Origin of the sequence: Streptomyces sp. NPDC014864 (assembly GCF_043081525.1) — a bacterium.
Taxonomy (GTDB): Bacteria; Actinomycetota; Actinomycetes; order Streptomycetales; family Streptomycetaceae; genus Streptomyces.
On sequence record NZ_JBIBWT010000007.1, the window covers coordinates 23,610 to 44,777 of the forward strand.

The following is a 21,168-nucleotide window of genomic DNA, read 5'->3' on the forward strand; positions in this document are numbered from 1 at the left end:
GCCCGGCCTGCCGTGCCGGACGGTTCCTCCCTTCCCGTCCGGGTCGGCGGAATCAAAGCGGCCGTCCTGACGTTGACCCTCTCGAAAGCGGATCGTTCCCCCACCGGCGTTCCCGGTGCTACAGTGCGGTCAGCACCCGTGCACGCCCTGTCGTGGGCGCCGGTGTGATCTTCTGCGAGTTCGCCGAGCCGTTCCGCCGCTCGTGTCGGCACCATCGGCTTCTTCTCCCCGTCCCTGAGCGACGTCATCCCGCCGCCCCCGGCGGTCTTCCGCACTCAGGTGGTGTTCCCCGCCGCCGGAGGCCCGTGTCCCGCGCCTCCCGCCCGCGGCTTCTCCCCCTCCCCCGCACGTCCCCCGTTCACCGTCCGTGAAAGGACCGCCCATGACCACCACACTCGAACATCCCCCCGTACGACAGCGGCCTCCGGCCGTGCAGCCCGTCACCGGTGTCCTGGACATCGACGCGAGCGGCAAGGGCCGGCTGCGTCCCGGGGACTGCCTGCCCGCCCCGTCCGACCCGCAGGTCTCCCCCGCGCTGATCCGGCGCCACGGCCTGCGCAGGGGCGATCTGGTCGGAGGCGTGCGCGACGGCCGTGGCGCCCTCACCGAGGTCGCGGCCGTGAACGGGCACACCCCTGGCGAGCTGCGCGGCCGCCGCCACTTCCACGACCTGACTCCGCTGCACCCGCGGGAGCGGATCCGCCTCGAACACCCCGCCGCCGGCCTGGCCGGGCGGGTGGCCGACCTGATCGCGCCCGTCGGCAAGGGGCAGCGCGGGCTGATCGTCGCACCGCCCAAGACGGGCAAGACGGTGCTGCTCCAGCAGATCGCCGCCGCGGTGGCCGGGAACCACCCCGAGTGCCACCTCATGGTGGTGCTGCTCGACGAGCGCCCCGAGGAAGTCACCGACATGCGGCGCTCCGTGCGCGGCGAGGTGTACGCCTCCACCTTCGACCGGGCGCCCAAGCAGCACATCGCGCTCGCCGAACTCGTCGTCGAGCGGGCCAAGCGGCTCGTCGAGGCGGGCGAGGACGTCGTCGTCCTCCTCGACTCCCTGACCCGGCTGTGCCGGGCCCACAACAACGCGGCCGCGGCGGGCGGCCGCACCCTCAGCGGCGGTGTCGACGCGGCCGCGCTGCAGGGCCCCAAGCGGCTCTTCGGCGCCGCCCGCCTGGCCGAGGAGGGCGGCTCGCTCACCATCCTCGCCACCGCGCTGGTGGAGACCGGCTCCCGGGCCGACGACTTCTTCTTCGAGGAGCTGAAGGGGACCGGCAACCTGGAGCTCCGGCTGAACCGCGAACTCGCCTCACGCCGGCTCTTCCCGGCCGTGGACATCAACCCCTCCGGCACCCGCCGCGAGGAACTCCTCCTGTCCCCCGCCGAGTTGGCCACCACGCAGGGGCTGCGCCGCGCGCTGCAGTCCCGCGACGGCCAGGCCAACCTGGAAACCCTCCTGGAGCGGCTGCGCGCCACCCCCGACAACGCCACGTTCCTGCAGCGGATCCAGCCGACCCTGCCCACCGGCTGACCCGGCACCGGTGCCGCCTCAGCCGCGGGCCCCGCGGAGCGTCCGCTAGCGCATCCGGGTGCCCGCGCCCCCCGTTCGGCCCTCGGCAGCAGCCCCGTACCGCCGATGACTTCCTACGTTGGCGGTATGACGATCGGAATCCTTTCCCGGACTGCCGTGGCGACCTGCGCTCTGTGTGCGGCGGGCGCTCTGGCACTCGCCTCCCCGGTCGCGGCGGCGGGCGGCGGCGGGGCGGACCCCGGCCCACCGGGGCGGTCCCGGGCGGCCATGCCCGCCCCCGCCCTGCTGGAGCGCTCCGGGACCCATGTCCGGCTCCGTGCAGGCGCCCCCGAACTCCCGGAGGTCACGGCGCTGTCCTGGCTGGTGTCGGACGCGCGCACCGGCGAGGTGCTCGCCGCGCACGACGCGCACCGCAGGCTGCCGCCCGCGAGCACCCTGAAGACACTGTTCGCGCTCACCGTACTGCCCACCCTCCCGGCCGACGTCCGGCACACCGTCAGCTCGGAGGACCTGCGCGGCATCGGCGAGGGCAGCAGCCTGGTCGGGGTCACCGAGGGCCACACCTACCGGGTGTCCGACCTGTGGCGCGGAGTGTTCCTCAACTCCGGCAACGACGCCGTGCACGTGCTCGCCGCGCTCAACGGCGGCTGGCACCACACGGCGCGGCAGATGCAGGCCAAGGCCCGGGCCCTGGGCGCGCTCGACACCCACGTCCTCTCACCGGACGGCTACGACGCCGACGGGCAGGTGTCCTCGGCGTACGACCTGGCCGTGTTCGGACGGGCCGGGCTGCGCAACGCGGACTTCGCCCGCTACTGCTCCACCGCGCAGGCCGCCTTCCCCGGCGACGGGGGCACGTACGAGATCGCGAACACCAACCGGCTGCTGACCGGCGCGAACGGGGTGGTGCCCTATCCGGGTCTGATCGGCATCAAGAACGGCTACACCAGCCACGCGGGCAACACCCTCGTCGCGGCGGCCCGGCAGGGCGGGCGCACCTTCGTCGTGACCGTGATGAACCCTCAGGAGGGCGGCGGCCTCGCCGTCTACGAGGAGGCGCGCGAGCTGCTCGACTGGGGGTTCGCCGCCGCCGACCGGGTCGATCCGGTCGGTTCGCTCGACGGGATGCGCCCCGTCGCGCACGGGCCCTCGGTCGTCGCCCCGGCCGCGGCGGCCGCCGGGGACACGCCGGACTGGCCGCTGACCGGGACGATCGCGGGCGCGGCCGGGCTGGGCGCCGGGGGCGTGCTGCTGGCCCTGCGGGCCAGGGCCCGCAGGGGCACGCGCGGCTGACCGGCCGGCAGGCCGAGCAGCAGGCCGAGCGCGATCCAGGCGTACGCGTTGCCGCCGAGGAAGCCGTCCGGACCGGAGGCGTCGTCGACCCACAGCCAGACCACGCTGCTGCACAGCACGGCGTACAGGGCGGCCGCGGTCCGGACCCGGCCCGCGCGCAGCAGGACGGCCAGCGCCGGCAACAGCCACACCAGGTGGTGCACCCAGGTGACCGGGCTGACCAGGCAGGCGGCCGCCCCGGTGAGGGCGAACGCGGCCGGCCAGTCGCCCGCCGCCACCGCTCGCCGCGCCCGCCACGCCCAGAGGGCCAGCAGCAATGCGACCGCCGCCGCCCACACCGGGCGGCCGGTCTCGCCGAGCCGGGCCAGGACGCCCTGCGCCGACTGGTTGGAGACGTAGGCGAGACGCCCGACCCGGCTCGTGTCCCACAGCGCCCCGGTCCAGTAGACCCGCGAGGCGTCCGGGTCCGCCACGGCGGCCAGGGCGGTCGCTCCGGCGGCGACCGCGGTGGCGACGCCCGTGGCCCGCCACCGTCTCGCCACCAGCAGCAGGCAGATGAAGAGCGCGGGCGTGAGCTTGATGGCGGCGGCCAGGCCGGTGCCGACGCCGGCCCAGCGGCCGCGTCCGGTGGACAGCGCAAGGGCGTCGGTCAGCACCAGCGCCAAGAGCAGAACGTTGACCTGGCCGAAGCTGAAGGTGTCCCGCAGCGGTTCGAACAGCGCCAGCAGGCACACGGCCGTCGCCACGCGGAACCAGCCGGGGCGCAGCCGACCGGGACCGGCCAGGACATGGAGCACCACGGCCAGGGCCGCCAGGTTCAGCAGCAGCGTGACGGCGACGGCGGTGTCCCATCCGACGAGCGCCATCGGCAGCATGCAGACGGCCGCGAACGGCGGGTAGGTGAAGCCGTACGCCGTCCCCGGCACCCGGTAGTCGTAGATCCGGCCGCCGTGGTGGACCCAGCTGTCGACGGTGCCGTAGTAGACCCTCAGGTCGAACCAGTCGCGCAGCAGCGGCACGGTGGCCGTGAAGACGGTGACGGCGGCGGCCAGCGCGAGAACGGCGAGTGCCCGGCCCAGCGGGCGGCGGGCGGTGTGCGGTCCGCTCATGCGGTACGTCCCAGGGCCGGGGCCAGGGCCGCCTGGTGGGCCTGCCAGAGGACGACCACGCCGAGCGCGCCGCCGCACACCGCGAGGACCAGCTGTCCGGCGTCGGCCGGGCCGCCACCGGGCAGGACGGCGAGCGCGAGTACGGCGGTGGCGGTGGCGGTCCGGTGGCCCACCGGGGTGCTGGGCGCGGCGGCGGCGATGAGGAACAGGCCCCACAGGGCGTACCAGGGGCGGATCGCCGGGCCGAGCGCGGCCACCGCCGTCAGGCTGAGGCCGAGGGCGTAGAGGGGGCGGGGGCGCAGCCGCGCCCAGATGACGACGACGGCGGCCGCGGTGGCCACGAGTCCCAGCAGGTGCCAGGCGGGGACCGCCAGTGGGGCGAGGCCGCTGCCGAGCCGGGTCAGCAGCGCGCCGGTGGCCCGGCCGAGCAGGCTGGTGAGCGCCCAGTTCCGCGGGGACACCGGCGTGTCCAGGGCCCGTATCCAGCCGTAGCCGGTGCCCGCGGCGGCCGTGGCTGCGACGGTGGTGGCGGCGGCCGCGGCCGTGGTCGTGAGAACCGCCCGCGCCGGGTGGTGGCCGGCGAGCAGCCGCAGCGCCACGACCGCGGCGAGACCGAGCACGGCGGGCGCCTTGACCAGGGCGGCCAGTGTGACGAGCACGGCGCCCAGGACCGGGCGGCGGCCGACCGCGGCGACCAGTCCGGCGCCCAGCAGCCCGAGCATGATCGCGTCGTTGTGGGCACCGGTCACCAGGTGCAGCAGCACCAGCGGATTGAGGGCGCCCAGCCACAGCGCGGCGGAGGGGTCGGCGCCGCTGTGCCGGGCCAGCCGGGGCAGCGCGGCGGCCATCAGCGCGACCCCGAGCAGAGCGAGCAGGCGCATGCCGAGGAGTCCGGCGGGCACCTGCCCCCGGGTCAGGCCGGACAGCACGGAAGCGGCGGCGAGGAACACCGGGCCGTACGGGGCGCCGGTGTGCCGCCAGAGGGGGGCGACCTCGTCGGCCAGGGGGCCGCCGAGCCGGGCGGGGCCGTACGCGTGGACGTCCATGTGGGCGTCGACCATCGCGCCCTGCGCCAGGTAGCTGTACACGTCCCGGCTGAACAGCGGCGGCGCGATGAGCAGCGGGGCCGCCCAGACGGCGAGCACGAGGAGCAGGGCGCGCGGCGTCGGCGGCCGGGGGCCGTGCACCAGCCGCCCCAGCAGCGCCCAGGCGGCGATCAGCAGGACGATGCCGAAGTACACCCCGACCAGGCCCAGGGAGGCGCGGGCCGAGGACGGCGCGAGCAGGTCCCGCACGGGGAGCGCCCCCGCCGTCCCACCACCAAGCGCGAGGCAGGTGGTACCGGCCAGTCCGAGCACCTGGCAGCGGCGGAGATCGACGGGAAAAGCCATGGCCAACACTCGGTCAGCCTGCCGACGCCCGGTGGCCGGAAGGCGACCACCCGGCTTCCGGCCGACGGCTCCCACATGACCGGCGCGTGATCGTCTCCGGGCCGGCGCCCACGGCCGGCCGGACGCCGCAGGCGGCGCCCGCCCGCCGTCAGGCGAACCGGGAGCTCGGTACGGGCCCGGAGGTCCTGAGGCCCGACCGGTCCCCGTGCAGCCAGGCGCTGTGGACCGCGCTCACGAAGCCGGTGAGGTCCTCGACCGTGTCCTTCGGGGCCCCCTCGTCGCCCTCGTCCGGCGCCGCCGGGTCGGCTCCGTCCGGCGCCGCGGCGATCTCCGCCGCGATCTCCTCCGCCGGACGGTCGTCGGCGGGCGACCGCTCGACGCCGCCGTCGTCCCCCTGCCGCAATTGTCCCTCCCAGGGGGCCACCACCGACTGGTGCAGGAGCGTGACGCTGTCGGCGGTGACGACCGGCGGATCGGTCCAGTTGCTCGCGTGCTCGTGGAGCACCTGGCCGGGCGCGCGCTCGAAGAGCCGCGCGAGGATCTCCGGGCCCTCGTCCACCGCCGCCACCTCGTTGAGGTCGTACGCGACGACGACGGTGTCCTGCCGCCCGGGTTCGAAGGGCCCCGCCGGCAGGTCCAGCACCTCGGCGGCCGCCAGGCCCAGGATGCGGCTCGCGCGGTCGGGCAGCAGGGACACCGAGCGCGGTCGCGCGCCGGCGGCGTCGAGGACGGCCCTCAGCCGCAGCAGTCCGCGCAGGCACTGGCCCGGGGAGTCCTGCAGCCAGGCGTACCGGCCGGTCATCCCCGCGTCGAAGCCGAACGGCGAGAGCGTGCCGAGCACCGTTCCGCCCATCACGAACTGCCATCCGCGCAGGTCGGTCAGGTCCAGCGCGCTCACGGACCCGACGCGGTCGGCCCGCTGGAGCATCCGGCCCTGCCGCTGGTGCGGGGGCAGCCATCGCGGGTCGTCCGGCTCCGGCAGCAGTGCCCGGTGGCGGCGGGCCAGGGCCAGGTCGCCCGCCATCACCGCGTTGTGGACCAGCAGGTAGCGGCCGGTCCAGTCGGCGGGGCCGCTCTCGTGGGCGGTCAGCGCCTCGACGGCCTCCCGGTGGCGGCCCTCGCGCTCGTACGCGGTGACCAGTTCGTGCAGCACCGCCGCCGAGTCGGGTGCCTGGCGCAGGGCCTCGCGCAGCGCGGGGACCGCCAGACGCGCTGCGCCGCGCTCGACGCACGCGTGGCCGAACCGGTACTGCTCCCGCGCCCCGTCCGGCCGCGCGGCCAGGGCCGCGGCGGCCTCCCGCAGGTCGTCGAAGCCGGCCGCCCCGGCCGCCCGGCCGACCACGAGGGCGACCTCGCCGAGCGGCTGCGACTCGGCGGCGGAGCGCAGCAGGCGCAGCGCTCCGGGGACGTCGCCTGCGTCCAGGCGCTCCCAGGCTTCGAGGAGTTCCGGGGACGTCGGACGGCGGTTTCTGCGCGAGAACATGCGGTGATCTTCGACCACGAACCGGCTTGCCGACAAAGGGTTTTCGAGGGCCGGCGCGCCGTACGCGCACCGAGCCCGGGGGGTTCGGGACGGCAGCCGGGAGCGGTTCAGAAAACCGACAGTCCGGTGAGGGTGGTGAAGCGGTCCAGGGCCGCGACCCCCGCCACCGAGTTGCCCCGCTCGTCCAGCCCCGGGCTCCACACGCACAGCGTGCACCGGCCCGGCACGACCGCGATGATCCCGCCGCCCACCCCGCTCTTGCCGGGCAGGCCGACCCGGTAGGCGAAGTCGCCCGCCGCGTCGTAGGTCCCGCACGTCAGCATCACCGCGTTGACCTGTTTGGCCTGGCTGCGGGTGAGCAGCCGGGTGCCGTCGGCACGGGTGCCGTGCCGGGCCAGGAAACCGGCGGCGAGGGCCAGGTCGGCGCAGGACGCGGCGACCGAGCACTGCCGGAAGTACTGGTCGAGCAGGACCGGCACCGGGTTGTCGATGTTGCCGTAGGACGCCATGAAGTGGGCGAGCGCGGCGTTGCGGTTCCCGTGCGTGGTCTCGGAGGCGGCGACCTCCTCGTCGAAGTCCAGCCCGGGGTTGCCGCTCTCGGCGCGCAGGAAGGCGAGCAGTTCGCCCGCCGCGTCGCCGGTACGGGTCTGTAGGCGGTCGGTGACCACCAGGGCGCCCGCGTTGATGAAGGGGTTGCGCGGGATGCCGCTCTCGTACTCCAGCTGCACCAGGGAGTTGAACGGGTTGCCGGACGGCTCTCGGCCCACGTGCTCCCAGAGTTCGTCGCCCTCGCGGGCCAGGTCGAGCGCCAGGGTGAACACCTTGGTGACGGACTGCGCGGAGAACGGCTCCCGCCAGTCCCCCACGCCGTACACCGTGCCGTCCGGCTCCGCGACGGCCATGCCGAACGCACGCGGGTCACGGGCCGCGAGCGCCGGAATGTAGTCGGCGGGCCGCCCGCGCCCGGGCGTCCGCTCGATCTCCTCCGCGATGCGCTCCAGGACCGGCTGGAAGGAGGGGGACAACGTCATGATCACCATTGTGCTCTGTGGTCGGTACCGGTGCGTGGTGCGGGCGGGGGCGGGGCCCCGCGGGCCCGGGCCGGCGAGGGACGAGCTCGTCCCCGGGAAGCGGGTGTGGCCGGCCGGGCGGCTCCCCGGGCGAGTGGACCGGGACTCAGGCGCAGGCCGTCAGCGGGGCCGGGGCCAGAGCGGGGACCGGGCGGACGCGGCCGACCGGGCGGCCGCCGCCGAGCAGGGGTTCGCCCGCGAACGCGGTGAGCAGGGACGGGTCGACGCCGGCCCGCGCGAGTGCGGCGGCGGCGACCGGGACGCGGGCCCGGACCGCGCCGTCGGCGATCTTCACGGCGATCGCCCTGCCGTCCGGCAGGGCAGCGACCTGGACGCCCTCGAAGCCGTCCTTGGCGAGCAGTCCGGGCACGGCCCGCATCAGAGCGGCCACGTCCCGGCCGGAGCCGGAGGCCATCTCGGCATGCTCGCGCATCGCGTCCGCCACCCGGGCCTCGGGGGTGCCGGGCGCGGCGGTGGTGAGGCGGGCTGCGGCGCGGGCCAGGCCGTGCAGGGAGACGGAGAACAGGGGGGCGCCGCAGCCGTCGACGGTGACCTGGGCGATGCGCTGCCCGGTGAGCTCCTCCACGGTCGCGGCGATCGCCCCCTGGAGGGGGTGCGCCGGGTCGAGGTAGTCGTCCAGGGACCAGCCGCCCAGCACACAGGTGTACAGCATGGCCGCGTGCTTGCCGGAGCAGTTCTGGGCGAGCCGGGAGGGCCGGCGGCCCTGGCGTACCCAGGTGTCCCGGACGACCGGGTCGTAGGGCAGGTCCGGCACGTTGCGCAGGTCGTCCTCCGTCAGGCCGGCCCGTTCGAGGATCCGCCGGGCGCCGGCGAGGTGGCGTTCCTCGCCGGAGTGGCTGGCGGCGGCGAGCGAGAGCAGCTCGCCCTCCAGCGGGAGCCCGGCCCGCAGCATGGCGACGGCCTGGAGGGGTTTGAGGGCGGAGCGCGGATAGCAGGCGGCCTCGATGTCGCCGAGCCGGCAGCGGACCTCGCCGTCCGCGCCGAGCACGACGACGGAGCCGTAGTGGACGCCCTCGATCATCCCGCCGCGTATGAGGTGGGCGACCGGGACGTGGTGGGGTTCACGGATCGCGGGCGCCTCCGCGAGGGGGGTGCCGTCGATCGCGTGCACCTCCGCCCCCGCCACCGGGGCCGGCGCGTTCCTCGGGGAGTGCTCGTTCAACGTTCGGTGCTGCCTTCCAGGGGGGTGCGCGCCGCGCGCACGATGTCGGTGAGGGTCGTCTCCACGCGGTCGAGGTGGTGGGACATGGCCGCCACGGCCGCGTGTTCGCTGCCTTCGGCCAGTGCCTCGAGGATCGCCCGGTGCTCGCGGTTCGACTGGTCGCGCCGGCCGCCCAGCTCGTTGAGGAAGGCGGACTGGCGGGCCAGCGCGTCCCGGATCTCCTCGATGACCCGGCGGAAGACCGGGTTCCGGGCGGCCTGGGCGACGGTCAGGTGGAAGAGCGTGTCGAGCGCGACCCAGGAGGTGGTGTCGGTCTCGCTCTCCATGCGGGCCAGCAGGTGCGTGAGGCGGTCGAGGTCCTCGGGCGTGCGGCGCGCGGCGGCGTAGCCCGCGACGGGCACCTCGACGTGCCGGCGCACCTCCAGCAGGTCGCTGGCCGCGTAGTCGCCGAAGGTGGGGTCGTCCGCCGTCGCGGCGACCACGAAGGTGCCCCTTCCGGTCCTCGACACGGTGAGCCCCATGGTCTGCAGGGCGCGCAGCGCCTCGCGCAGCACGGGCCGGGACACCTCGAGCGTGCGGCAGAGCTCGGCCTCGGAGGGGAGCTTGTCGCCGATTGCGTAGTCGCCGCGCTCGATGGCGGTGCGCAGGTGGGTGAGCACCGCCTCCATCGCGCTGACGCGTCGCGGTACCCCGCCACCTGTCTGGCTGTCTGACAGGTTCACGGGCCGATGGTGCGGCGTACGGGAGGGAACTGTCAAGGCGGGACCGCAGGGGCGGGCGGCCCCCGGCACCGGCGCACGGGGGGCGGCCCCGGAAAACCCGGCGGGGTGCGACGCCGGCGGCCGGCGTCGCACCCCGTCGCGGTGGGGCCGGGGGATCTCAGCTCTCGAGCACGCCCGCGCCCAGCAGACCGAAGAGCAGCACGCCGACCACGATCCGGTAGATGACGAAGGCGTTGAAGGAGTGCTTGGCGACGAACTTCAGCAGCCAGGCGATGGAGGCGTAGGCGACCACGAAGGAGACGATCGTGCCGACGGCCAGCGGGGCGGCGCCCACACCCGTACCGAGGGCGTCCTTCAGCTCGTACAGGCCGGCGCCGGTGAGGGCCGGGATGCCGAGGAAGAAGGACAGGCGGGTGGCGGCGACCCGGTCCAGGTCGAGGACGAGCGCGGTGGACATGGTGGCGCCGGAGCGGGAGAAGCCGGGAAAGAGCAGCGCGAGGATCTGCGAGCAGCCGACCAGCATCGCGTCCTTGAAGGAGGTGTCGTCCTCACCGCGCTTGTGGCGGCCCATCTGGTCCGCGGCCCACATCACGCCGCTGCCGACGATGAGCGAGCCCGCGACCACCCACAGCGAGGCCAGTGGGCCCTCGATGAGGGGCTTGGCGGCCAGGCCCACCACGACGATCGGGATGGTCGCGTAGATGACCCACCAGGCGAACTTGTAGTCGTGGTGGTAGCGCTCCTCGCGGTTGGTCAGCCCGCGGAACCAGGCGGAGACGATCCGCACGATGTCCTTGAAGAAGTACACGAGCACGGCGGCGATGGCGCCGACCTGGATGACGGCCGAGAACCCGACGACCGCGTTGTCGTCGACGGGAATCCCCATGAGCCCCTCGGTGATCTTGAGGTGGCCGGTGGAGGACACGGGGAGGAATTCGGTCACCCCCTCGACTGCTCCGAGGACGACGGCCTGACCGACGGAGATGGCGCTCATGGGATCCAGTTCTGAGGAGAGTTGGTCGACAGTGCTGTAGACAGTCTTACTACGCCGAGATGAAGGCAGGGTTATCCGGGCCACAGAGCGCCGGCGGCGGACGCCCCGGCGAACGCGGCGCCGAGGCCCGCCGCCACGCTCACGACGGCGTTGGCCGCAGCGTAGAGCCCGGCACCGGTCTCGGTAAGCCTCAGGGTCTCGTACGAGAAGGTCGAGTACGTCGTCAGGGCCCCGCACAGGCCGGTGCCCAGCAGCAGCTGCAGGTGGGGTCCCGCGGCGCCCGCCGAGACTGCGCCGGTCAGCAGGCCGAGGACCAGGCAGCCGGTGACGTTCACCACGAACGTGCCCCAGGGGAAGACCGAGTCGTGCCGGGACTGCACCGCCCGGTCGGTGAGATAGCGGAGAGGGGCTCCGACCATGGCTCCCCCGACCACCAGCAGCCAGTTCACAACGACTTCTTACCCTTCCCGCCCGCCTCCGCGGGACCGCCCGGGCGCCCGGCGTACCGGATGACCTCGCACGCGTCGAGGGTCACGAGCCCCTCGGCGACCAGCTCGTCCAGCTGCGGCAGGAACGCCCGCACCCGCTCCTCGGTGTCCACGATCACGACCGCCACCGGCAGGTCCTCGCTCATCGACAGCAGCCGCGAGGTGTGGATCAGGGAGGAGGCGCCGAAGCCCTCGACGCCCCGGAAGACGCTGGCGCCCGCGAGGCCCGCGGCATGGGCCCGGTGGACGATCTCGGAGTAGAGGGGCCGGTGGTGCCAGGTGTCGTTCTCGCCGATGAACACGGTCAGGCGCAGGGCGCTGCCGGTGAGTCTCGTCATCGCTGCCTCCGGGCCAGGACGCGGCGGGCCGCCGTCACCGCGAGCCACACCGCCGCGAGCGCCGCGAGCAGGGTCGCGGCCAGGTAGGCCAGCCCGGTGCGGGCGTGGCCGGAGTCGACCAGTTTCTGCACGTCGACGGCGTACGTGGAGAAGGTGGTGAAGCCGCCGAGCACGCCGGTGCCGAAGAACGGCCGGACCAGGCGGTGCGCGGCCCACACGTCGGTGATGACCACCATGAACACGCCGATCACCGCGCAGCCGGTGACATTGGTCCAGAACGTCGCCCACGGGAAGCCGCCGGGCGGTGCCGGCCAGCACAGCGAGGCCGCGTAGCGGGCGGTGGCACCGACGGCGCCGCCGAGCGCGACGACCGCGACCACAGGGGTCTGGGCACGCCAGGCCCGCCGCCCGGGGCGGCTCGCGGGGGCCCGGAGGCTCTCGGTGCGCGGGGCTGTCATGGTCGTACGTCTCCTACTCGCCCGGACATGCGGGGCCGCTGCCTTCGCAAGCAGGGACCGCCGTCGGCGACGGTGCCGCGGTTCGGGTACTGCGGGCCCCACCGCCGCGCCGCGGGCTGATCGCGGCCGGGTACAGACTAGCGCCGGGGGCGCGAGGGGGTAACTTCGAGCCCGTCCGCCGCCGCACGCCGCCGCCGCACGCCGCCGCCGCACGCCGCCGGCACCCGTCGCCGCGGCCGGCCCCGCTCTCCCGGCCGGTCGTGCCGGGGCCGCTCACCACCCCTTCTCGAACAGCCGGGCCACTTCCGCGATACGGATGTCGTCACGGCGGTAGTAGGTGCGGCGCCGGATGCGGCGGGTACGCAGCAGGCCGAGGTCGGCGAGCAGCGCGAGGTGGGTCGCGGCGACCCGGCGGGGCACGCCGAGCTTGGCGGCGACGGCCCGTTCGGTGACACCGTCGAGGGCGGGGTCGCCGTGCCGCTGCCGGGGGAAGTGGGCGGCCGGGTCCTTGAGCCACTCCAGGATGACCCGACGTGTCTGGCCGGCGGGAGTCCTCAGCATCGCCGCCTCCTCCGTCGATGGCGTCCCGTCCCCATTTTTTCCACTCTCGCGCGGCCGGACCCGCCACGTCCCGGACTCGGCGTCCCTTGTCCGGTACCGAACGCCCCTGGTGCGCCCGGTTCGGCGCGTGCGCGGGGCGCGCGGCGCCAGGGGCGGGGTGCGCGCCCGGGGGTGGGGTGCGCGCCCGGGGGTGGGGGGCGCGCCCGGCCGTGATCGGGAACGCTGTCGCGAACGTGGTCAGGATCGGAGAAGCCGCCCGGCGCTCCCCCGTCCTAGCGTGGGGCCACCGCCCGAAAGCGTCGGGCGCGTCCGACGGATCCCCGTCGGCCCCAGCTCACCGAGGAGTAGGCCATGACCGCCGGCCTGAGGACGATCGTCTACCCCGTCAAGGACCTGGACCGGGCGAAGGCCCTGTTCAGCGCACTGCTGGAGGTGGAACCGTACGCGGACGAGCCTTACTACGTCGGGTTCAAGGACTCCGGCCAGGACGTCGGTCTCGACCCGAACGGGCACGCGAAAGGGATGACGGGACCGGTGCCCTACTGGCATGTCGCCGACATCCGGGAGCGGCTGCCCGCGCTGCTGGCGGCGGGCGCCGAGCTGCTGCAGGACGTGCAGGACGTGGGGGGCGGGCGGCGGATCGCCTCGGTGAAGGACGCGGACGGCAACCTGGTCGGCCTCGTCCAGGACGCCTGAGCCTCTGAGAGGCCGCTCGGCCGTGCCGATGTCGATGCACGCGCATTAACATTGGGTGTATGGGAGCGAACGCGGCCGAGGCCCTCGAGGAGCGGTGGCGGGGCATCCTGTCGGTGCACGCCCGCACGATGTGCGAGATCGACCGGGTGCTGCATCCCCACGGGCTGGGCGCGAGCGACTTCGAGGTGCTGGACGTCCTGGCGTCCGCGCCGCCCGGTCAGGGCGGCCACTGCCGCGTCCAGAACCTCGTCGGCCGGGTCCACCTGAGCCAGAGCGCGCTCTCCCGCCTCATCGGCCGGCTGGAGAGAGAGGGCCTGGTGGTGCGGACGGTGTGCGCGGAGGACCGGCGCGGGGTGTGGGTCGCGCTGACCGGCAAGGGCCGTGACCTGCATACCGAGGTGCTGCCGCTGCAACGCGCGGTACTGGCCCGTACGTTGAGCGGCTGACCCGGGCCGGGAGGACCCACCCCGTCCCCGTCCCCGGTTGACCTCCCTCCCGGTCCGCCCCGTCCTACCGGCGGGCCAGCAGGGTGCGCACCCCCTCCGAAGTGAGGGTCAGGCCGTGCGGGGAACTGGCGTCGATGGTGAGCGACAGGTCGTCGTCCGGCCACTGGGAGGCCAGGGCCCCCAGGGGCACCAGCCGGTAGCGGGAGACGAACGGCAGCAGCTCGGTCATCTCCATCTCGGAGGTGAACACGGGCACCATCGGCGCCCCACCCGGCTGCTCGAGAACCGGCAGCGCCACGGCGGAGGGATTGGTGGCCTCCTCCTCGCTCGCGTCGTCCGGCACGGGCACCAGCACGTCGCTGCTCGCGAGCGTGTCCAGTGCCACCGCGTCCTCGGCGTTGTCCACGAGCACGTCCAGCGCTCGCTGAGCGGGCGTGGCGGTGTTGTCGTTGGCGGGTGTATCCATGGCAGATCCCCTGGTCGCGGTGGTCGTGCGGCCTCCCGGGACGTGATCGCCCGCGGGACGGTTCTGCTCGCGTACCCGAACGGACGGGGCGCAACCGTCGCTCCCCGAAGAATGCGGGGGTGAAGTGGTGAAACGTTGCTTCACAGATCGGTCTCACTCCGGCACGGACTGCTCCGGGATGGCCGCGTCCTGCGGCGGGTCGGGGCGGCGCAGCAGACGGGTTTCCAACGCGTCCAGTCCGAACAGCATCAGCATCAGTGCCACCGGGACGAGCAGAGCCAGGGCGATCACGATGCCTCCCGACGGAGCAGTGATCAAAGCTGCGCGTTGCGGCAGCCCGGTTCACCCCAGCCTGCGTCCGAACGGGCTACGGCGCACGCCCGGGGCCGGGGGCCCGTAGGCCGTTCGGGTGAAGCGGAGAGGCGGCGCGCCGGGCCACCGGTGCCCCGCCCCCCGTCACCCCGGTGCGGTGGGTCGGCGTCACCCGGGTGCGGTGGATCCAGCCGGGCTCACACCCCGACGAGCCGGCCGTCGAGTTCGCCCGGCCGCGGGCCGGAGCCCTTCGGCGTCCGGACCGGTGCGGCCGGGGAGCCGGCGGCGAGGCGCAGCTCGATGACGGCGCGGACGGCGGGCCACTCGTCGTCCAGGATCGAGTAGAAGGCGGTGCTGCGCACGGCGCCGTCCAGGCCGCGGGAGTGGGCACGCCGGACACCCTCGCAGGTCGCGCCGAGCCGTTCGATCGCCGTGCACGAGCGACGGTTGCGGGCGTCGGCGCGCAGGGAGATCCGGCGCACCCGCCAGGTCTCGAAGGCATGGCGGAGCATGAGCAGCTTCGCCTCGGTGTTGATCCCGGTGCCCTGTGCGTAGGGGGCGAGCCAGGTGTTCCCGATCTCGGCGGCGTCCGGCACGGCGGTGACCGGATCGCCGTACGGGACGCCGGTCGCGGCGGGCCACACCAGTGGGCCCTGCCAGTAGTCGAGTTCGAGGAAGCGGGTGGAGCCGACGACCAGTCCGTCGGCGGCGCGCAGCACGGCGAACGGCAGTGCCCGGCCGGCCGCCTGCTCGGCGAGGGCGCGGTCGACGTAGCCGCGGGCCGCTTCGAGGTCGTGCGGCACGGGGGTGAAAGCGTAGGAGGAGCGGTCCTCGGCCCCGGCTCGGGCCAATCCCTCGGCGTGGTGCGGAGCGAGGGGTTCCAGCCGCGTCACACGGCCGGTGAGAACGACGGGTACGGGCACAGGGCCTTCGGTCTTTCTGCGAAAGGGGGGTGGAACTGCCCGCCACCGGAACCCCGGTGCGGGGCGGTGGTACAGGGTGCGTCAGAGATCCCGTTGAGCGAGGAACGGGGACGTGAAGGACAGTAGACGGTCCGATGACGCCCCGCGCAAGACCCTCCACCCGGTTCTCTCCGACGGGGCCCGGGAGTCCGCCCGGAGTGCCCCCGGCAGCGGCGGCACGGCTGCCGGTCGCCGGTCGCGGCGGGCCCTCCGCCGTGTGCAGCGCGGAGGGCCCCGGGGCTCACTTCCGAACCCTCTGCTGTCTGGGTAACCACCCCCGCGGCCCCCGATTCGTCCTGTGCGCCACTTCCTGGAAAGCCCCGCCCCCCAGGGATGCCTCGCCGCTTCCTGCCGGGCCAGAGCCGCCACGTCCTGCCGGGCCAGGCCCGCCGCTTCCTCCCGCGCCCCGGTACGCCCCGGGCGGCTCGCCCGGCGACGGCGTCAGCGCCGCCGGTGCGGCGGTGGCTGCCTGACCCAGTCCAGGGAGCGCTCGACGGCCCGCTTCCAGCAGCCGTACTCCCACTCGCGCCATTCGGGGTCCATGTCCGGCAGCCACTGGGCGGCGCGGTGCCAGTTGCGGCGCAGGACCTCCAGGTCGGGCCAGTAGCCGGCCGCGAGCCCGGCGGCGTAGGCCGCGCCCAGGGAGACCGTCTCGGCCACCAGCGGTCGTACGACGGGGACGTCGAGGACGTCGGCCAGGAACTGCATGAGCAGGTTGTCCGAGGTCATGCCACCGTCGACCTTGAGTTCCTTCAGGGCGAGCCCGGAGTCGGCGTTCATGGCGTCGACCACCTCCCGGGTCTGCCATCCCGTGGCCTCCAGGACCGCCCGGGCCAGATGCCCCTTGGTGATGTACGAGGTCAAGCCGACGATGACGCCGCGGGCGTCGCTGCGCCAGTGCGGTGCGAACAGGCCGGAGAACGCGGGGACGATGTAGCAGCCGCCGTTGTCCTCGACGGTGCGGGCCAGGGTCTCGATCTCGGGCGCGCTGTGGATCAGGCCCAGGCGGTCCCGGAACCACTGGACCAGCGAACCGGTCACGGCCATCGGCCCCTCCAGGGCGTAGACCGTGGGCTCGTCGCCGATCTTGTACGCGACGGTGGTGAGGAGCCCGTGCCGGGAGCGTACGACGTCGGTGCCGGTGTTCATCACCAGGAAGCTGCCGGTCCCGTAGGTGCACTTGGCCTCGCCGGGCGAGAAGCAGGTCTGCCCGAACAGGGCGGCCTGCTGGTCGCCGAGGGCGGCCGTGATGCGGACGCCGGGGAGCAGCGCGCGGGCCTCGCCGTAGCTCTCGGCCGAGGACCGGATCTCCGGCAGCATCGGGCGGGGCACCCCGAAGAACTCCATCAGCTCCGGTTCCCAGGTCAGGGTCCGGATGTTGATCAGCATGGTGCGGCTGGCGTTGGTGGGGTCGGTGATGTGCAGGCCGCCGTCCTTGCCGCCGGTGAGGTTCCAGATCAGCCAGCTCTCCATGGTGCCGAACAGCACCTCACCGTTCCGGGCGCGCCCCTCCAGGCCCTCCACGTGTTCGAAGAGCCAGCGGATCCGGGGGGCGGAGAAGTAGGTGGAGGGGGGAAGGCCGCAGCGGTCGAGGAAGAACTCGTCCCCGGGCCGTTCCCTGAGCTCCTCGACGAGTGGGGCGGTGCGGGTGTCCTGCCACACGATGGCCCGGCCGTACGGCGCCCCGGTCCGCCGGTCCCAGAGCACGGTCGTCTCCCGCTGGTTGGCGATCCCGACGGCGGCGATCTGGGCGGCGTCCACCCCGGCGGCGTCCAGCGCCTCTGGCACGATGCGCCGGACGTTCTGCCAGATCTGGACGGCGTCGTGCTCGACCCAGCCCGGCCGGGGGAAGAACTGCTGGTGCTCGCGCTGCGCGACCGACACCAGCCGGCCCCGATGGTCGAACAGGATGCATCGCGTGGAGGTGGTGCCCTGGTCGACGGACAGCACGTAGCGTTCAACCATGATCGGGCCTGCCTTCCGATGCGTCGCGCGGGGTGCGGGGATCTACCAGCGGGCCGCTCCCAGGTCTCTGGAGATCGCCCGGGCCGCCTCCCGGAGCAGGGCGATCAGGGCGGGCTGGGGCCTGCCCTTGGTGTCACAGATGCGCTCGACCGGTCCGGAGAGGCCGATCGCGCCGACCACGAGGCCGCCGTGCCCCCGGATCGGCGCGGCCACCCCGGCGTCGCCCATGCTCATCTCCTGCACCTCGGCTCCCCAGCCGAGTTCCCGGATCTCGGCGAGCGCCCCGTTCAGGTCCTCCGGGAGCACCAGGGTGTGCCGTGTGTACGCGTCCAGTTCCGTCCTGAGCAGGGGTTCGACGGGCGCGGCTCCGAAGGCCAGCAGGACCTTGCCGAGCGAGGAGGCGTGCAGTGGCAGCAGCGCGCCCACGTCGAGGGTCTGGAGGGTGTCGTCCGGCCGGAAGACGTGGTGCACGATGAGCACCTTGCCCTCCAGCGGAGTGCCCAGGCGGACGGCCTCCCCGCTGCGGGCGGCGAGGGCGTCGGCCCAGTTGAGGGAGCGCGAGCGCAGCTCGTTGACGTCGAGGTAGCTGCTGCCCAGGTGCAGCAGCGCCGCGCCGAGCTGGTACTTTCCGGTCGCTTCGTCCTGCTCCACGAAGTCCACGTGCTGCAGGGTGCGCAGAATGCCGTGGGCGGTTCCCTTGGCCAGACCGAGCGACGACGCCACCTCGCCGAGCCCCAGCCTGCGCGGGCCGCCGGCGAGCAGGCGCAGGATCGCCGCCGCCCGTTCGATGGACTGCACCGGTCCGGCCATGCAGCGATCGTAGCCCGATTTGCCCTGAACCGGACTACTGTTCGGCAATGCCGACCGTTGTTCATTGACCGGACGCGTTTCCTTCCCTAGCGTGCCATATCGCGTCCGTACTCCGGTCGGACGCGCCGCCCGGAGGAGGAGGGCACATGACCGCAGCGCAACTCGCCGCAGCGCCTCGCGAGGAAGCAGACCAGGTCTTCCCGCTGCCGCCCGCCCCAGGGGCCGTCTCGGTCGTACGCCGTCGCGTGCGCGCGGTCCTGGGTGGCTGGAACCTGCCCGCCGACGCCGTCGAGGACGTGCTCCTGGTGGTGTCGGAGCTGATCACGAACGCTCTGGTGCACGCCCTGCCGCCGGCGACCCTGCGGCTGTGGCGGATCCCCGTGGACGGACGCGCCGGGGTGCGTGTCGAAGTGACCGACCGGGGCCCCGCCGCTCCGCCCGGCCCCAGGAAGTCCGCTCCCGACCCCGACGAGCACGGCCGTGGCCTCGGGATCGTCGCCGCCCTGTCCGCCCGGTGCGGTGTGCTCGCGCACCCCGCCGCGACCAGCCGGTGGGCGGAGGTGCTCACGGGCTGAGCCGGCCCGGCGGCGCCGAACGGCGCCGCCGGGGCGCGGCTCCCGCTTGACTCCTCGCGAAAACGCCGTCCAGGGTGGGCCACCAGGCCTGTGGACCGGTCCGAAGAGGGGCTGTCATGGTGGATGCGCTCGGCGTCGCCGTCGTGGGGTTCGGCTGGATGGGACGGGTGCACACCCAGGCGTACGCCCGACTGCCGCACCACTTCCCGCAGCTCACCGTGCGGCCGCACCTGGTCGCCGTGGCCGACGAGGTGCCCGGGCGGGCGGAACGGGCGGCCGGGCAGTACGGCTTCGTCTCGGCGACCCGCGACTGGCGGGAGATCGCCGCCGATCCCCGGGTGCGGGCCGTCAGCGTCACCGCGCCGAACTTCCTGCACCGCGAGATCGGCGTCGCCATGGCCCGGGCGGGCAAGCACCTCTGGATCGAGAAGCCGGTCGGCCTCACCACGGCGGACGCCCGCGCCGTCGCCGACGCCGCCGCGGAGTCGGGCGTCCGGGGCACGGTCGGTTTCAACTACCGCAACGCGCCCGCCGTGGCCGCCGCCCGCGAGATGCTCGCCGCCGGCGACATCGGCACGGTCACCCATGTCCGCATCCGGCTGTTCAGCGACTATGCCGCCCACCCCGAGGGCGCGCTGACCTGGCGGTACGAACGGGAACGCGGCGGGAGCGGGGTGCTCGGCGACCTCGCCTCGCACGGCGTCGACCTGGGCCGGCACCTGCTCGGCGAGATCGGCTCGCTGACCGCCGACACCGCCGTGTTCGTGCCCCGGCGGGCCCGCCCCACCGACGCCACCGCCGGTCACAGCCGCGCGACCGGCGGGGAGCCCGGTCCGGTGGAGAACGAGGACTACGTGAACTGCCTGCTGCGCTTCACCTCCGGCGCCCGCGGAGTGCTGGAGGCGTGCCGGGTCTCGGTCGGCGAGCAGAACGCCTACGGCTTCGAGATCCACGGCACCACCGGCGCCCTGTTCTGGGACTTCCGCCGTATGGGCGAACTCGGCGTCAGCCGCGGCACCGCCTACCAGGACCAGCCCGTCAGCACCGTCCACGTCGGCCCCGGGCACGGCGAGTACGCCGCCTTCCAGCCCGGGGCGGCCAACGCCATGGGCTACGACGACCTGAAGGTGATCGAGGCGTACCACTTCCTGCGCTCGATCACCGGGCCCGATGCCCGCGGTGCCACCCTCGACGACGCGGTGGCCGCCGCACAGGCCCTGGACGCCATGGCCCGCTCCGCCGAGGACGGGACCTGGGTGCACCTGGCGTAGGCGGCCGCCCACGGCGTTTCGGCCACGCCGCGCCGCGCGCTCGCCCCAGGGAGCGGGGGCGGCCGCGGCACGCGCCCCGGGATTCCACGGCGGGGACGCGACTCAAACCCGTGCGTTCGAAACGGCGACCGGTTCGTTGTCCCTGTCGGCATCAGCCCACCCGGCATCCGCCCGAGCCTCATCCCGTCCCCGCCCCCTGTGCCGAGGAGCGCGACCACCGTGATCAGCGACCTGGTGAATCTGCGTGCCTGGACGGCGTACGGCCGGTTCCAGATCGATCGAGGATTCCGGCCGCCGGAGCCCGCACGGCTCCACTGGGGCGCTCCCGGCGCGGACGGGCCCGGGACCGAACTGCTCGGTGACATCTCCGGCCTGCGGCTGCTCGACGCCGGCAGCGGCGCCGGGCACTACGCCGCGCATCTCGCCACCCGGCACGGCGCCCAGGTCGACGCCGTCGACGTCTCACCCACCCAGCACCGCCGCGCGGTCACGCAGTACGGCACCACCCCCGGCGTGCGCTACCTGCTCGGGGACGTCGTCGAACACCTGCGGCGCTGCGAGCCCTACGACCTCGTGTACTCGATCCACGGGCTCGGCTTCCTCGACCCCCGCCGCAGCCTGCCCGCCCTGCGCGCCGCCCTGCGCCCCGCGGGCCGGCTGGTCTTCTCCGTCCTGCACACCGATCTGCACCGGCGGGCCCCGTCCGCCGACGTCCGGCCCCGCTCGCTGCGTGTGGGACTGGCGGGCATGGAGCCCCGGGAGGTCCACATGTGGGTGCTCGCCCCGGAGTTGTGGGAGGACGTCCTCACCGCGCACGGTTTCGCCGTGGACGCCGTCGACCTGCTTCCCCGCCCGGACGGCGATCCCGTCGTCGACCAGGTCGTCCGGGCGCGCCTTCGCGGGTGAACCTCCATACGGGTGATCCACTCCTCCCTCCAGCGGGGCGGATCGGCGGAAACACCGGCATTTCTGTGGACGTGGTCGTCCCATCTCGATCGCATTCGAGTGGCAACGCGGAAGTGGCCGCACAAGACTGAGCGCCGTACG

The 21,168-nt window shown here is 74.2% G+C and carries 22 protein-coding genes and 1 pseudogene; 7 read left to right on the forward strand and 16 right to left on the reverse strand.

All coding sequences use genetic code 11. The features are described 5' to 3' along the window. Positions 1-382 precede the first annotated feature (382 nt). Positions 383-1,528 (forward strand): transcription termination factor Rho, encoded by a 1,146-nt coding sequence (rho, locus tag ACF1A5_RS14410; protein WP_392193161.1) that lies wholly within the window; start codon positions 383-385, stop codon positions 1,526-1,528. 267 nt (positions 1,529-1,795) lie between these two features. Next, positions 1,796-2,491, forward strand: a pseudogene (locus tag ACF1A5_RS14415) (D-alanyl-D-alanine carboxypeptidase family protein); the annotation flags it as partial. A gap of 83 nt (positions 2,492-2,574) precedes the next feature. On the opposite strand, the gene ACF1A5_RS14420 reads toward ACF1A5_RS14415, so the two are convergent. From ACF1A5_RS14420 to ACF1A5_RS14470, 11 genes are all read right to left on the reverse strand, one after another. Further along, positions 2,575-3,930 (reverse strand): glycosyltransferase 87 family protein, encoded by a 1,356-nt coding sequence (locus ACF1A5_RS14420; protein ID WP_392193162.1) that lies wholly within the window; start codon positions 3,928-3,930, stop codon positions 2,575-2,577. After that, positions 3,927-5,321, reverse strand: coding sequence for a polyprenol phosphomannose-dependent alpha 1,6 mannosyltransferase MptB (gene mptB, locus ACF1A5_RS14425; RefSeq protein ID WP_392193163.1), 1,395 nt, complete (start codon positions 5,319-5,321; stop codon positions 3,927-3,929). Before mptB ends, ACF1A5_RS14420 begins: the two co-directional genes overlap by 4 nt. 148 nt (positions 5,322-5,469) lie before the next feature. Next, entirely contained in the window at positions 5,470-6,804 is a 1,335-nt protein-coding gene (locus ACF1A5_RS14430; RefSeq protein WP_392193164.1) for a hypothetical protein, read from the reverse strand. A 107-nt stretch (positions 6,805-6,911) separates the two neighbouring features. Beyond that, positions 6,912-7,844: a glutaminase gene (locus ACF1A5_RS14435; protein WP_392193165.1), complete on the reverse strand. Its 933-nt coding sequence runs from the start codon at positions 7,842-7,844 to the stop codon at positions 6,912-6,914. A gap of 136 nt (positions 7,845-7,980) precedes the next feature. After that, a complete protein-coding gene (locus ACF1A5_RS14440) occupies positions 7,981-8,997 on the reverse strand; it encodes an asparaginase (protein WP_392193483.1) in 1,017 nt (338 codons plus the stop codon). Between the two features lie 56 nt (positions 8,998-9,053). Then, positions 9,054-9,779, reverse strand: a complete 726-nt coding sequence (locus tag ACF1A5_RS14445; RefSeq protein WP_392193166.1) for a FadR/GntR family transcriptional regulator — start codon at positions 9,777-9,779, stop codon at positions 9,054-9,056. Between the two features lie 157 nt (positions 9,780-9,936). Continuing rightward, positions 9,937-10,773 (reverse strand): undecaprenyl-diphosphate phosphatase, encoded by an 837-nt coding sequence (locus ACF1A5_RS14450; protein WP_392193167.1) that lies wholly within the window; start codon positions 10,771-10,773, stop codon positions 9,937-9,939. Between the two features lie 71 nt (positions 10,774-10,844). Then, a complete protein-coding gene (gene crcB, locus ACF1A5_RS14455) occupies positions 10,845-11,222 on the reverse strand; it encodes a fluoride efflux transporter CrcB (RefSeq protein ID WP_392193168.1) in 378 nt (125 codons plus the stop codon). Then, positions 11,219-11,599: a DUF190 domain-containing protein gene (locus ACF1A5_RS14460; RefSeq protein ID WP_392193169.1), complete on the reverse strand. Its 381-nt coding sequence runs from the start codon at positions 11,597-11,599 to the stop codon at positions 11,219-11,221. Before ACF1A5_RS14460 ends, crcB (ACF1A5_RS14455) begins: the two co-directional genes overlap by 4 nt. Next, positions 11,596-12,057 (reverse strand): fluoride efflux transporter CrcB, encoded by a 462-nt coding sequence (gene crcB / locus ACF1A5_RS14465; protein WP_392193170.1) that lies wholly within the window; start codon positions 12,055-12,057, stop codon positions 11,596-11,598. Before crcB (ACF1A5_RS14465) ends, ACF1A5_RS14460 begins: the two co-directional genes overlap by 4 nt. A 273-nt stretch (positions 12,058-12,330) precedes the next feature. After that, positions 12,331-12,618: an ArsR family transcriptional regulator gene (locus ACF1A5_RS14470; RefSeq protein ID WP_392193171.1), complete on the reverse strand. Its 288-nt coding sequence runs from the start codon at positions 12,616-12,618 to the stop codon at positions 12,331-12,333. Positions 12,619-12,969: 351 nt separating this feature from the next. Here ACF1A5_RS14470 and ACF1A5_RS14475 point away from each other — a divergent pair, with 351 nt between their 5' ends. Both ACF1A5_RS14475 and ACF1A5_RS14480 read left to right on the forward strand, forming a co-directional pair. After that, complete coding sequence (locus ACF1A5_RS14475) at positions 12,970-13,314, forward strand: VOC family protein (RefSeq protein WP_392193172.1); 345 nt, start codon at positions 12,970-12,972, stop codon at positions 13,312-13,314. A 59-nt stretch (positions 13,315-13,373) separates the two neighbouring features. Further along, the gene (locus tag ACF1A5_RS14480; RefSeq protein WP_392193173.1) at positions 13,374-13,760 is read left to right on the forward strand and encodes a MarR family winged helix-turn-helix transcriptional regulator; all 387 of its coding nucleotides are present in this window, start codon (positions 13,374-13,376) and stop codon (positions 13,758-13,760) included. Positions 13,761-13,824: 64 nt separating this feature from the next. Here ACF1A5_RS14480 and ACF1A5_RS14485 read toward each other — a convergent pair whose 3' ends face one another. The 5 genes from ACF1A5_RS14485 to ACF1A5_RS14505 all read right to left on the reverse strand — a co-directional run bounded on the left by ACF1A5_RS14485 (position 13,825) and on the right by ACF1A5_RS14505 (position 18,275). After that, positions 13,825-14,226, reverse strand: a complete 402-nt coding sequence (locus ACF1A5_RS14485) for an SseB family protein (RefSeq protein ID WP_392193174.1) — start codon at positions 14,224-14,226, stop codon at positions 13,825-13,827. Positions 14,227-14,379: 153 nt separating this feature from the next. Then, a complete protein-coding gene (locus ACF1A5_RS14490; protein ID WP_392193175.1) occupies positions 14,380-14,517 on the reverse strand; it encodes a hypothetical protein in 138 nt (45 codons plus the stop codon). A 218-nt stretch (positions 14,518-14,735) separates the two neighbouring features. Continuing rightward, positions 14,736-15,461 (reverse strand): GNAT family N-acetyltransferase, encoded by a 726-nt coding sequence (locus ACF1A5_RS14495; protein ID WP_392193176.1) that lies wholly within the window; start codon positions 15,459-15,461, stop codon positions 14,736-14,738. A 480-nt stretch (positions 15,462-15,941) separates the two neighbouring features. Continuing rightward, on the reverse strand, positions 15,942-17,465 hold the full coding sequence (glpK, locus tag ACF1A5_RS14500; protein ID WP_392193177.1) for a glycerol kinase GlpK: 1,524 nt from the start codon (positions 17,463-17,465) through the stop codon (positions 15,942-15,944). Between the two features lie 42 nt (positions 17,466-17,507). After that, on the reverse strand, positions 17,508-18,275 hold the full coding sequence (locus ACF1A5_RS14505; RefSeq protein ID WP_392193178.1) for an IclR family transcriptional regulator: 768 nt from the start codon (positions 18,273-18,275) through the stop codon (positions 17,508-17,510). Between the two features lie 146 nt (positions 18,276-18,421). Between ACF1A5_RS14505 and ACF1A5_RS14510 the strand changes: the two genes are divergently transcribed. The 3 genes from ACF1A5_RS14510 to ACF1A5_RS14520 all read left to right on the forward strand — a co-directional run bounded on the left by ACF1A5_RS14510 (position 18,422) and on the right by ACF1A5_RS14520 (position 21,027). After that, positions 18,422-18,850: an ATP-binding protein gene (locus ACF1A5_RS14510; protein WP_392193179.1), complete on the forward strand. Its 429-nt coding sequence runs from the start codon at positions 18,422-18,424 to the stop codon at positions 18,848-18,850. Positions 18,851-18,966: 116 nt separating this feature from the next. Further along, positions 18,967-20,121 (forward strand): Gfo/Idh/MocA family protein, encoded by a 1,155-nt coding sequence (locus ACF1A5_RS14515; protein ID WP_392193180.1) that lies wholly within the window; start codon positions 18,967-18,969, stop codon positions 20,119-20,121. A gap of 219 nt (positions 20,122-20,340) precedes the next feature. Further along, positions 20,341-21,027, forward strand: coding sequence for a class I SAM-dependent methyltransferase (locus ACF1A5_RS14520; RefSeq protein ID WP_392193181.1), 687 nt, complete (start codon positions 20,341-20,343; stop codon positions 21,025-21,027). Positions 21,028-21,168 lie beyond the last annotated feature (141 nt).